Source organism: Mobilicoccus sp. (assembly GCF_032060985.1).
Classification (GTDB): Bacteria; Actinomycetota; Actinomycetes; order Actinomycetales; family Dermatophilaceae; genus Mobilicoccus.
In genome coordinates, this window is record NZ_DAMBGD010000001.1 from 137,761 (window position 1) to 149,775 (window position 12,015).

Below are 12,015 nucleotides of genomic sequence, written 5' to 3' on the forward strand. Positions count from 1 at the left end.
GTGCCTGCCAGCGGCGGGTGCGTGTGCGAGCATCCATAATTCGGTCAGGATCACCGGAGGGTCGCCCCCCTTGCGTATCCCGGCCCACGCCGCCCGATCTGGTCGGATCCCCCTCCGCCCATCCCGTCGAGCCAGGAGTGTGCCCGTGGCCCTGCGTCTGCGTGATGTCACCGAGGAGGAGCTCCTCGCCCGCCTCGTCCCGCTCCTGCGTGGGCACGATGCGCGGGTACTCCTCGGACCCGGTGACGACACCGCGTGGCTCACCGCCGGCGACGGGCGCTACCTCGCGACCACCGACACGATGGTCCGCGGCCACGACTGGTTGGACGCGTGGTCGACCGGGGAGGACGTCGGGCACAAGACCGTCGCGCAGAACTGCGCCGACATCGCCGCGATGGGCGGGGTGCCGACGGGGCTGCTCGTCACGCTGGCGGCCGACCCGGAGACGCAGGTCTCCTGGTGCGAGGGTCTCGCCCGCGGGATCGGCACGGCCGCGCGGGCGGCCGGCACCTGCGCCGTGGGTGGCGATCTGTCGGGAGCGGACGCGGGGACCGTCATGGTGAGCGTCACGGCGTTCGGATCGATGGAGGGCCGGCGGCCCGTGCTCCGCAGCGGCGCGCGGGCGGGCGACGTCGTCGCCGTCGCGGGCACCCTGGGACGGTCCGCCGCCGGGTGGGCCCTCCTGCGTGACGAACGAGCCGCCGCCGCACCGGATCTCGTCCAGGCCCACCTGCGGCCCACGCCGCCGTTGCGCCAAGGGCCGCTCGCCGCGCGCCGCGGCGCCCACTCGATGATCGACCTCTCCGACGGCCTCGTCCGCGACGCCGGTCGCATCGGCCGCGCGAGTGGGGTCGCGCTCGACCTCTCGACCGACCTCCTGCGTGAGGACGTCGCCGCGCTCGTTCCCGCTCTGGGGGAGGAGGCGGCGCGGGAGTGCGTGCTCACCGGCGGTGAGGAGCACTCACTGCTCGCGACGTTCGAGGAGAAGGCCTCGGTCCCCGACGGCTGGCGCGTGATCGGGCACGTCCGGGCGTGCGACGGTTCGCGCCCCGGTGTGCTCGTCGACGGCCGCCCCCGCAGCGGCGGCGGCTGGGATCACTTCGACGCCTCGCGGTGAGCGCGACGCACCGGGAGGGCACGGCGGTACCGGCGGTGACGGTCGGCGTGGGGCGGCGGATCGCGACGCGGGCACTCGAGAGCAGCGGCGCGTCCGCGATCGCCCGAGCGATGTCGACGTCGCGGCACGCGGGGCCCGCACGCAAAGGGGTGGGCACGACAAAGGGCGTCGGAGCCGACCCCTGGGGTGGGGTGGTCCGACGCCGGATGTCGTGCGGTGCTCCGGCCGCGAACGGCCGGTGGCTCAGCGCCTCCGCGTCAGCGGGCGACCTTGCCGGCCTTGATGCACGAGGTGCACACGTTGAGGCGCTTGGGGGTCTTGCCCTCGGCACCCACGAAGGCGCGCACCTTCTGGATGTTCGGCGTCCAACGACGGTTGGTGCGCCGGTGCGAGTGCGAGATGTTGTGACCGAAGGTCGGTCCCTTGCCGCAGACGTCGCAGGTGGCAGCCACAGGTCACTCCTGGTGATTTCACGATGAACGATTCGACCCGACCGGGGTGACCGGGTGCCGCACGGGGGGCACGCGAGGTCGACGCATCGATCGGAGATAACCGGCCAAGCGTACGTCACCGGGCTCGGGCCGCCCAAATGCGCCGGTGGACGCGGGGGTGAGCCCGGACGCGAGTCGCCGCAGCGCCCGGTGCGTCCGGTGCGAAGGGTTGTCGGGAGCGGATGTGAGGATGGACGCGTGACCGAGAACCCCGTCACCCGCCGCGCCCCCGCCGGCCTCGCCGCGCTCGATGCCGCCGCGCTCCGGCGGTGGATGTTCCGTGCCCGGGAGGACCTGGGGCGACACCGCGGGGCGATCGACGCGCTCAACGTCTACCCGGTGCCCGACGGCGATACCGGCACCAACCTCCACCTCACCCTCGACGTCGGCCTCCGTGGTTTCGTCGAGACGTTGGTCGCCCGGGCCCGGGAGCGGGACGAGGTCCTCGGCATCGTCGACGGCACGGCCGTCATGGCGCGGGCCACGTTGTACGCGGCGCGGGGCAACTCCGGGGTCATCCTCAGTCAGCTCGTGGCCGGGCTCGCCGGGGCGGTGGCGGCGGTGCCGGACGTGGAGGAGACCGGCATCGACGGTGCGCTCATGGCGAGCATCCTCGAGGAGGCCGACGTGCGGGCCCGGCGCGCCGTCGCTCAGCCGGTGGAGGGCACGATCCTCACGGTGATGCGCGGGGCGGCGCAGGCGGCGCGTGTGGCGGTCGAGGCGGGGGCGGATCTCGCCGGGGTGGTCGCGGCGGCGTGTGACGCCGCCCGGGTGGTCCTCGCCGCCACCCCGACACAGCTCGCGGCTCTGGCACGGGCCGGGGTCGTCGACGCCGGCGGGGCGGGACTCGTCGTGGTGCTCGACGCGCTGCGGGCCCAGGTCGAGGGGGTCGGTGGCGCCGAGAGGCGCGGCGACGGGGACGGGATCGGACACGCCGACCGATCCTCCTGGGGGGCGGGCCCCGGTTCACCCCACGCCCCGGTCCACACCTCGCCGGCGTACGAGGTCATGTTCCTCCTCGACGGGGTGGACGACGACGGGGCCCTCCGGCTGCGCACGCGCCTGTCCGAGATCGGCGACAGCGTCCTCGTGGCGGGTGACGTGGGCCTGCGCACCGTGCATGTCCACACCGACGAACCAGGACTCGCCGTCGAGGCGGGGGTCGACGTGGGGCGGCCCTACGGGGTGCGCATCGCCACGCTGACCGAGATCGACGCCGCGTGCCACGCCGTGGGCGTCGGTGCCGTCACGGCGGCGCCCGACGGGGGAGAGGCGGGTGACGGCTGGCCGCGGACGGGCCTCGGCACGGTGTCTCCCGACGACGGGGTCGTGGCCGCCGACGCGCTCACGGCACCTCCGGTCACCGGCACCGCGGAGCCCACCGTGGTCATGGAGGGCACCGACGCCTCTGCGGCCACCGAGGCCACGGACGCCACCGACGCGGGCGAGGGGCCGGCCCGTCGCGCTCTCGGCGTGGTGGCCTGCGTCCAGGCGCCGCGCCTGGTGCCGCTGTTCGAGGACCACGGAGCCGTGGTCCTCGCCGACGCCCCCGGGAGGAGGGTCAGCCCCTCCCAGCTCGTCGAGGCCGCCCGCTCGACGACGGCGGGGCGGGTCGCCGTGCTCCCCGACGACGGGGACGCGGTCCTCGCCGCGTCGGCGGCCGTGACCATCGCCCAGGAGGAGGGCATCGACCTCGTCATCGTGCCGGCGGCGCACCTGCTGCAGGGACTCGCGGCGCTCGCCGTCGCCGATCTGGACGACGCGTCCTCGATCGAGGGCATGGCGTCGGCGGCCACCGCGGTGCGGTGCGGGTTCGTCGCCACCGCCACCTCGGCCGCGACGACCGACGCCGGCCCCTGCACCCCGGGGGACGCCCTCGGGGTCACGGACGGCCGGGTCACCCACGTCGGTGGCCGGACGCGCACCGTGGCGGCCGCGCTGCTGCGGGACCTCCTGGGCGACGGTGCCGAGATCGTGACGATCGTCGACGGGGCACAGGGCGCCGGCATCGGTGCTGCCGTGGCCGCCGACCTCGCCGAGGAGCTCGACGGTGTCGAGGTGACCCTCCTCGACGGGGGCCAGGCGGTCTACGACGTGTTGATCGGAGTGGAGTGATGACGGGAGCGTCGGGCCGGTCGAGGCCGCCGAAGAAGCCCGGCAAGGTCGGCCACACCAGTGATCACGGGCCGCTCGCCGGTGCGGTGCACGTCGCCGGGGTCCAGCTGCCGCAGCCCGTGCCGCTCATGCGCTCGGTCGATCTCTCGACGCGGCTCACCTCGGTGCTCGACAAGGACACGTGCGGATTCCTCGAGGCTGCGCGGGGCATCGAGACCGTCGAGGACCTGCTGTGGTTCGTCCCCACCAGGTTCGGCCGGGTGGCCACGTCGATGCAGGGGCTGTGGCCGGGGCGCTATCTCGTCCTGCCCGGCATGGTGCGGCGGGCCGACACCAAGGTGATGCGGGCGGGCATGCGCTCCGGCAAGAAGATGCTGACCGCTCAGGTCGAGACCGAGAGTGGCGATCTCACGGTCGTCTTCTTCACGGCCTGGGGCCACGAGGACCGGCTCGCGCCCGGCATGTCGGCGCTGTTCCAGGGCCCGGTCACCCAGTTCAACGAGCGGTGGCAGATCGCCCACCCGTTCTACGACGTGCTCGAGGACGTGCCGCCCGTGTCGTCGGTGCGCCTCGACCGGCAGATCATCCCCGTGTATCGGCAGGTCAAACGCATGACCTCGTGGGGCGTCGGGCAGGCGGCACGCCTCGTCGTCGAGGCCCTCGACATCGAGGAGCCGTTGTCCGACGAGATCCGCGCCGTCAACGGGTTGCCCACGTTCGCGCAGGCCATGCGGCTGCGCCACCTCCCCGCCACCCGCCCCGATCTCGAGATCGCGCGGCGCCGATTCGCCTACGACGAGGCTCTCGCGATCCAGATCGTCCTCGCCGAGCGGCGCCGCGAGGCGAGAACCGGGGTCGCGGTGCCCCGGGTCGCCCCGGAGCACGGACTCCTCGCTCGGTTCGATGCCGAGCTCCCGTTCGCGCTCACCGGCGCCCAGCGCGAGGCGGGTGAGCAGATCGCCGCCGACCTGGCCTCGGAGCGCCCGATGAACCGCCTGCTCCAGGGCGAGGTGGGTTCGGGAAAGACCCTCGTCGCGTTGCGGGCGATGTTGTCGGTCGTGGACGCGGGCGGCCAGTGCGCCCTCCTCGCGCCCACCGAGGTGCTCGCCACGCAGCACCACCGGTCGATCACCGCGATGCTCGGCGACCTCGCCGAGGCGGGGTTGCTCGGCGGCGACCTCGACGGCACGCGGGTCACGCTCCTCACCGGCGGCCTCACCACCGCGGCTCGCAAGAGGGCCCTGCTCGACATCGTCACCGGCGAGGCGGGGATCGTCGTCGGCACCCACGCGCTGTTGCAGGACAAGGTCGAGTTCCATTCGCTCGGTCTCGTCGTCGTCGACGAACAGCATCGGTTCGGCGTCGAGCAGCGCGACGCCCTCAGCGAGAAGGTCGCGGGCGGCGCCCGCCCGCACCTTCTCGTCATGACCGCGACGCCGATCCCGCGCACGGTCGCGATGACGGCGTTCGGCGACATGGACGTGAGCACGATGCGCGAACTCCCACGGGGACGGTCGCCCATCGCCACCCACGTCGTCGACAACCCCCGCTGGTACGACCGGGCCTGGCAGAGGGTCGCCGAGGAGGTCGCCGCCGGGCACCAGGCGTACGTCGTCTGCCCGCGCATTGACGGGGAGGACACCGACGACGCCGAGATCATCGGCGCCGGTCAGCCTGAGGAGACCGACGAGCTCGGCGACACCGACGACCCCCGCACGTTCGCCGCCGACGCGCCCGAGGGGGAGGAGGGCCTGTTCGCCCCATCCCCCCAGGCACTCCCACCGGAGCTCGGTATCGCCGACCTCTCCGCGGTGGGTGACGTGGCGGCCGAGCTGCGGGCCCGCCCCGACTTCGCGAACATCCGGGTGGGGGTGCTCCACGGGCGCCTGTCCGCGGAGGAGAAGGACGCCGTGATGACCGCGTTCGCCGCGGGAGAGATCGACGTCCTCACCTCGACGACCGTCGTCGAGGTCGGCGTCGACGTGCCCAACGCGACGGTCATGGTCGTGATGAACGCCGACCGCTTCGGCGTCTCGCAGCTGCATCAACTGAGGGGGCGCATCGGCCGCGGCAGCGCCGCCGGCCTGTGCCTCCTCGTCACCCAGACCCGCAACGAGGCCTCGCTGCGGCGGGTCCAGGCCGTGGCCGAACTCACCGACGGGTTCGCGCTCGCCGACGTCGACCTGCGGGAGCGACGTGAGGGAGACGTGCTGGGCGCCCGGCAGAGTGGCGGCGGCACGCGGCTGCGGGCCCTGCGACTCGTCAGCGACGAGGAGATCATCGCCTCGGCGCGCGAGGACGGCACCCGCCTGCTCGACTCCGATCCCACGCTCGAGGCGCACCCCGCCCTGCGTCGTATGGTGCTCGCCGCGGTGGACGACGAGGGCGCCGAGTTCCTCACCCGCGGCTGAGGAGGACGACCGTGCCCCGCATCATCGCCGGCCGCTACGGAGGGCGGCGTCTCGCCGCCCCCGGCGGCCGCGACACCCGCCCGAGCACCGACCGGGTCCGGGAGTCGCTGTTCTCGCGCCTCGCCCACCTCGACGTGCTCGAGGACGCCGTCGTCCTCGACCTGTACGCCGGGTCCGGCGCCCTGGGGCTGGAGGCCCTGAGCCGAGGGGCGTCCCGGGCCGTCCTCGTCGACATCGCCGCGGCCGCCGCGCGCACCCTGCGCCGCAACGTCGCCGAGCTCGGGGCACCCGCGCAGGTCGTCGTCTCCGACGCGGACCGGTATCTGCGCGCGGGCACCGAGGGTGGGCAGACCGGTTTCGACCTCGCCTTCCTCGATCCCCCGTACCACCTCGCGGAGGACGCCCTGGCCGCGACGCTCGCGCTGCTTCCCTCCGTCCTCACCGAGGAGGCCGTCGTCGTCGTGGAGCGATCCGCGCGGTCGCCGGAGCCGTCCTGGCCGCCTGCGCTGGAGCGTTTCGCCGAACGTCGCCACGGGGAGACCGCCCTCTGGTATGCCGAGGCGGCGCCGTCCACGGGTGTTGGTCCGCAGGTCGCGGCGAGTGATCGTCGAGGTTACGGGTCAGTCACGAATACGCCGACGGTGCCCAGCGAGGTCGAGAGGCCGGATTCGGCCCCTAGACTCAGGTGACGTGAGCAGGTCTCAACGTGCCCAGTGGTGGAACACCGCTGCCCTCGGGGGCGGCGGTGTGCTGTTGGCATCCGCGATGCTGATCCTCGGCTGGCACGTTCCCGCGATCGTCGCGATCGCTGTGTGCGGAGTGCTGGCCTGGCGGTCCGCTCCCCGCCCCACGCCGCACGAGCCCCGCCACTGGGACGCCCAGGAACGCCTCGTCCGCGACGGGCGCGTCATCGTCTACTGGCGGCCCGGTTGTTTCTTCTGCACGCGGCTGCGCCTGCGCCTCGGCGCCCTGGCCGGTGAGGCCACCTGGGTCGACATCTGGGCCGACCCGGCGGCGGCGGCCTTCGTGCGTGACGTGAACTCGGGCGCCGAGACCGTGCCGACGGTCATCCTTCCCGACGGCGAGGCCTGCACGAACCCCGACCCGGCCCTCGTGCGCGGCCATCTCTCCCGCATGCGCCGCGCGGCCTGAACGCCGCCCCCGAGCCCCGCGCGTCCGCCCGGCGGGATACGTTCGACCCGTGAGCGTCTCCCGTTGCGTGTGTCCCGGCTCGTTCGATCCCGTCACCCTCGGGCATCTCGACGTCATCCGGCGCGCCCGGACCCTGTACGACGAGGTCGTCGTCGCCGTCCTCGTCAACCCCAACAAGACGGGCATGTTCGCGCCCGAGGAGCGTGTGGCGCTCATCGAGGCGGAGACGGCCGATCTCGACGGCGTGAGCGTCCTCACGTTCGAGGCGCAGCTCCTCGTCGACGTGTGCCGGTCCACCGGCGCCGGGGCGATCGTCAAGGGCCTGCGCGGCGAGACCGACTACTCCTACGAGCTGCCGATGGCCGTGATGAACCGTCACCTCGCGGGCATCGAGACGCTGTTCCTCCCCAGCGACCCGGAGTTCGCGCAGGTCTCGAGCTCCCTCATCAAGGAGGTCGCCAAGTACGGCGGCGACATCTCCCGCTTCGTCCCGTCGGCGGTGACCGCGGCCCTGCACGAACGGCTCGGCCGGCGGCGGTGATCCGCGCGGCCAGGGGGCCGCGGCGCGTCGGAGCGGATGTGCGTCAGGGTGTGCACTCGGTTAAGGTGGACAGTCGGTCCCGTCGTTCGATGTGCGACCGTGCCTGCCGGGGTGCCCTTCACGCCGTCCCGATCGGCTCACGACCCGCACCCGCGCGTGCCTCGTGACGCCCGGCAGTCATGGTGCACGCGAGGGACGAGACGCATCCCGAGACCATCGACCCGAAAGCCTGAGACCATGAGCAGCCCCGCCCGCGAGAACTCCCTGGTGATCGACACCAGGCGACTCGTGCGTCGACCCGGCAGCATGGTCGAGGAGTCCTTCGAGATTCCTGCACCTGCGCTCTTCGGGACCGACGTCCTGGCCGTCCCCGAGGGCGAGCCGTTGGACATCGAGCTGCGGCTCGAGTCGGTGATGGAGGGGGTGCTCGCCAGCGGAACGGTGCGGGCCACCGCGACCGGGGCGTGCGTGCGGTGCCTGGAGGACGTCGAGTATCCGATCGACGCGCCGTTCCAGGAGCTGTTCGCCTACCCCGATCGGGCGGCCCACCACCGGGAGGTCGGCGACACCGACGAGGACGAGCAGCACGTCCTCGAGGGTGACTCCCTCGACCTCGAGCCCGTTCTGCGGGACGCGGTCGTGCCCACCCTGCCGTTCCAGCCCGTCTGCCGCGAGGACTGCCCGGGGCTCTGCTCCGAGTGTGGTCGCCCGTTGGCCGACGACCCGACCCATCAGCACGAGAACCTCGACCCCCGCTGGGCTGCGTTGCAGTCCCTCGCGGTGGACGAGACCGAAGAGAAGAGGAACTGACGTGGCCGTCCCGAAGCGGAAGATGTCGCGCTCCAACACCCGTTCGCGTCGCGCGCAGTGGAAGACGACGGCGACCACGCTCGCCTCGTGCCCGCGCTGTTCGTCGCCGAAGCAGCCGCACATGGCGTGCCCGTCCTGCGGCACGTACAACGGGCGTCACTACCCGGAGGCGGAGCGCACCGAGCTCCAGAACTGAGCAGCCCGGGGATGGGCTCCAGAAGCGCGGCGAGGGCCGGCCAGGGCGACATCCGTCCTCTGGCCGACCTCGCCTCCGAGATCGAGGACATCATCGGCGTCCGCCTCGACGAGGCGCTCCTTCGTCATGCCCTCACGCACCGGTCGTACGCGTACGAGAACGGCGGCGTGCCCAACAACGAGCGCCTCGAGTTCCTCGGCGACTCCGTGTTGGGACTCGTCGTCACCGAGTCGCTCTACGCCGACCACCCCGAGATGGCCGAGGGGCAGCTCGCCAAGCTGCGCGCGGCCGTCGTCAACATGCGTGCCCTCGCCGAGGTGGCCCGCACCCTCGATGTCGGTGACCACCTGCTCCTCGGGCGTGGGGAGGAGACGACGGGCGGCCGCGACAAGGCCTCGATCCTCGCGGACACGATGGAGGCGCTCATCGGCACCGTGTATCTCGCCGAGGGCCTGGGTTGCGCACGCGTCTTCGTCCACCACCTCATCGACCCGCTGCTCGCCAGCTCCACCCGCCTCGGCGCGGGGCTGGACTGGAAGACGAGCCTGCAGGAGCTCGCGGCCTCCGGCGGCCACGGCATGCCAGAGTACCGGGTGACCGAGGAGGGGCCGGACCACGAGAAGACCTTCACCGCGCACGCCGTGGTCGCCGAGGAGGAGCTCGGCACCGGCGTCGGCCGCAGCAAGAAGGAGGCCGAGCAGCAGGCCGCCCACGCCGCGTGGACGGAGCTGACCCGCCGCGCCGAGGCGGTCCTCGAGACCGCGGCGACCCCTGCGGCGGACGTCTCGGGCGACGCCGTCGGGGCCGGCGGCGGTGGGTCCTCGTCGGTGGGCTCCGGACCGGTGGACACCTCGCCCGCCGCCTGATGCCCGAGCTCCCCGAGGTCGAGGTCGTCCGTCGGGGGCTCGCCGCCCACGTCGTCGGCCGCACCATCTCCCGCGTCGCGCTGCACGGATCGCGTGTGGCGCGTCGTCATGTCCCGGGGCCCGAGGACCTCGCGACGAGGCTCGCGGGGCGCACCGTCCGCGCGGCCGACCGCCGCGGCAAGTACCTCTGGCTCGCGCTCGACGGTGAGGAGGCCCTCGTCGTCCACCTCGGCATGAGCGGGCAGATGCTCGTCGAGGACCCCGCCGCCGTGCCCCGCGCCCATCAGCACGCGACGTTCGCGTTCGTCGACGGCGGGCCCGAGCTGCGGTTCGTCGACCAGCGCACGTTCGGTGGACTCGCGCTCGCCGAGCTCGTGCCCGATCCCCGCGCGGGCGGTGCGCACCCCTTCGGCATCCCGGACTCGGTGACGCACATCGCCCTCGACCCACTCGAACCCGGCTTCGACGCCCGCGACGTCGCGGCACGGATGAGGGCGAGCCGCAGCGGCGTCAAGCGGCTCCTGCTGCACCAGGGGGTCGTCTCCGGCATCGGCAACATCTACGCGGACGAATCGCTCTGGCGCGCCCGCATCCACGGCGAACGACCGGCCGCCTCGCTCACCGGGCCCGCGACCGCGCGGCTCCTCGGGCACGCCCGGGACGTCATGGAGGCGGCCCTCGCGGCCGGTGGCACGAGCTTCGATGCGCTGTACGTCAACGTCAACGGGCAGTCCGGGTACTTCGACCGGTCGCTCGACGCGTACGGGCAGCAGGGGCGTCCCTGCGCCCGGTGCGGCACCCCGATCCGCCGCGAGGTCTTCATGAACCGCAGCTCGTTCTCCTGCCCCCGCTGCCAACCCCGCCCCCGGGCCCGGCGCGCGCGGGTGACGACCGACTGAGTCCTCGACCTCGTCCCCACCCACGACATCCCGTCCGGACCCCCGGCGGTCAGGTGGCTCCGGACGGCGGATCCCGGCGGCGATGGTGGGGCCGTGGAGGCGGTGCCGTCGAGCTTCACCCGGCATCGTCCCGCACGCCGCCCAGTTCTTGCGGGAAGGATGAGGGCGGGGCCGACGCCCTGCACGACCCGTACCCGATCCGTGAGGAGACCACCGTGGCCTATGACGTCGCCCGATTCCGTGCCGAGTTCCCCTCCCTCGCCTCGGGGGTGGCGCATTTCGACGGCCCCGGTGGCACGCAGACGCCTCGTGTCGTCGGGGAGGCGATCGCCTCGACGCTGACCGGGCCTCTGTCCAACCGTGGAGTCTCCCTGCCGGGGGAGCGGAACGCGACGGCGGCGGTGGCGGCATTCCGGTCCGCGTTCGCCGACCTCACCGGGGTCGACGCGCGGGGGATCGTCTACGGTCGCAGCGCCACGCAGCTCACCTACGACATCTCCCGGGCGATCGCGGCGACGTGGCGAGAGGGGGACGAGGTCGTCGTCTCCCGGCTCGACCACGACGCGAACGTCCGCCCGTGGGTGCAGGCGGCGGAGTCGGCCGGGGTGGCGCTCCGGTGGCTCGACGTCGATCCGGACACCGCCGAGATCACCGAGGAGTCGATCGCCTCGGCGTTCACGACGCGCACGCGCCTCGTGGCCGTGGCCGGCGCCTCCAACCTGCTCGGCACGATCCCCGACGTGCGGAGGATCGCCGACGCCGCGCACGAGGCCGGTGCGCTCGTGCACGTCGACGGGGTCCACCATGCGGCCCACGAGTTCGTCGACGTCGGCGCGCTCGGCGCGGACCTCTTCGTCTGCTCGCCCTACAAGTTCCTCGGCCCTCACTGCGGTGTACTCGCCGCCGACCCCGCGCTGCTCGAGCGCCTCCACCCGGCCAAGCTCGCGCCCTCGACCGACGAGGTCCCCGAGCGGTTCGAGCTCGGCACCCTGCCGTACGAGATCATGGCCGGCGCGACCGCCGCCGTCGAGGTCCTCGCCGGTCTCGACCCGGGCGACGCCACCGACCGCAGGGCCCGGCTGCGGTCCTCGTTCGCAGCGATCGGGGAGCACGAGTCCCGTCTGCTGCGGCGCCTCGAGGACGGACTGGCGGGCCTCGGGGAGGACGTCGTCTCCACTCCCGTGCCGCCCACCGCACCCCGACGCTCCTCCTCACGTTCCCCGGCAGGTCGAGCGCGGCGGCCTCCGGGTTCCTCGCCGAGCGGCTCGTCCACGCCCCGGCGGGGTTCTTCTACGCCCACGAGCTCATGCGGCGCCTCGCGCTGGCCGACGATGCCGCGCTGCGCGTCGGCCTCGCGCCGTACAGCGACGAGGAGGACGTCGACCGCCTCCTGGGCGGGCTGCGGGAGTTCGTCGCG

The 12,015-nt window shown here is 73.4% G+C and carries 11 protein-coding genes and 1 pseudogene; 11 read left to right on the top strand and 1 reads right to left on the bottom strand.

What is annotated here, in order from left to right; genetic code table 11:
• Positions 1-145 precede the first annotated feature (145 nt).
• Positions 146-1,117 carry a thiamine-phosphate kinase gene (gene thiL, locus RT054_RS00570; protein WP_313021550.1) on the top strand — a complete coding sequence of 324 codons (972 nt, stop codon included), beginning with the start codon at positions 146-148 and terminating at the stop codon, positions 1,115-1,117.
• Positions 1,118-1,374: 257 nt separating this feature from the next.
• Here thiL and rpmB read toward each other — a convergent pair whose 3' ends face one another.
• Positions 1,375-1,569, bottom strand: a complete 195-nt coding sequence (gene rpmB / locus RT054_RS00575; protein WP_040158419.1) for a 50S ribosomal protein L28 — start codon at positions 1,567-1,569, stop codon at positions 1,375-1,377.
• Between the two features lie 237 nt (positions 1,570-1,806).
• Between rpmB and RT054_RS00580 the strand changes: the two genes are divergently transcribed.
• From RT054_RS00580 to RT054_RS00625, 10 genes and pseudogenes are all read left to right on the top strand, one after another.
• Entirely contained in the window at positions 1,807-3,723 is a 1,917-nt protein-coding gene (locus tag RT054_RS00580) for a DAK2 domain-containing protein (RefSeq protein ID WP_313021551.1), read from the top strand.
• A complete protein-coding gene (locus tag RT054_RS00585; protein WP_313021554.1) occupies positions 3,723-6,134 on the top strand; it encodes an ATP-dependent DNA helicase RecG in 2,412 nt (803 codons plus the stop codon). Before RT054_RS00580 ends, RT054_RS00585 begins: the two co-directional genes overlap by 1 nt.
• A gap of 11 nt (positions 6,135-6,145) precedes the next feature.
• Entirely contained in the window at positions 6,146-6,823 is a 678-nt protein-coding gene (gene rsmD / locus RT054_RS00590; RefSeq protein ID WP_313021557.1) for a 16S rRNA (guanine(966)-N(2))-methyltransferase RsmD, read from the top strand.
• A 1-nt stretch (position 6,824) separates the two neighbouring features.
• Complete coding sequence (locus RT054_RS00595; RefSeq protein ID WP_313021559.1) at positions 6,825-7,286, top strand: glutaredoxin domain-containing protein; 462 nt, start codon at positions 6,825-6,827, stop codon at positions 7,284-7,286.
• 49 nt (positions 7,287-7,335) lie between these two features.
• Positions 7,336-7,827, top strand: coding sequence for a pantetheine-phosphate adenylyltransferase (coaD, locus tag RT054_RS00600; protein WP_312718458.1), 492 nt, complete (start codon positions 7,336-7,338; stop codon positions 7,825-7,827).
• A 237-nt stretch (positions 7,828-8,064) separates the two neighbouring features.
• Positions 8,065-8,637 (top strand): YceD family protein, encoded by a 573-nt coding sequence (locus tag RT054_RS00605; RefSeq protein ID WP_313021562.1) that lies wholly within the window; start codon positions 8,065-8,067, stop codon positions 8,635-8,637.
• A gap of 1 nt (position 8,638) precedes the next feature.
• Positions 8,639-8,833, top strand: coding sequence for a 50S ribosomal protein L32 (gene rpmF, locus RT054_RS00610; RefSeq protein WP_312718454.1), 195 nt, complete (start codon positions 8,639-8,641; stop codon positions 8,831-8,833).
• An 11-nt stretch (positions 8,834-8,844) separates the two neighbouring features.
• Positions 8,845-9,699: a ribonuclease III gene (gene rnc, locus RT054_RS00615; RefSeq protein WP_313021564.1), complete on the top strand. Its 855-nt coding sequence runs from the start codon at positions 8,845-8,847 to the stop codon at positions 9,697-9,699.
• Positions 9,699-10,598, top strand: a complete 900-nt coding sequence (mutM, locus tag RT054_RS00620; protein WP_312718452.1) for a bifunctional DNA-formamidopyrimidine glycosylase/DNA-(apurinic or apyrimidinic site) lyase — start codon at positions 9,699-9,701, stop codon at positions 10,596-10,598. The genes rnc and mutM overlap by 1 nt, the downstream gene beginning before the upstream one ends.
• A 269-nt stretch (positions 10,599-10,867) precedes the next feature.
• Positions 10,868-11,701, top strand: a pseudogene (locus RT054_RS00625) (aminotransferase class V-fold PLP-dependent enzyme); the annotation flags it as partial.
• Positions 11,702-12,015: the final 314 nt, after the last annotated feature.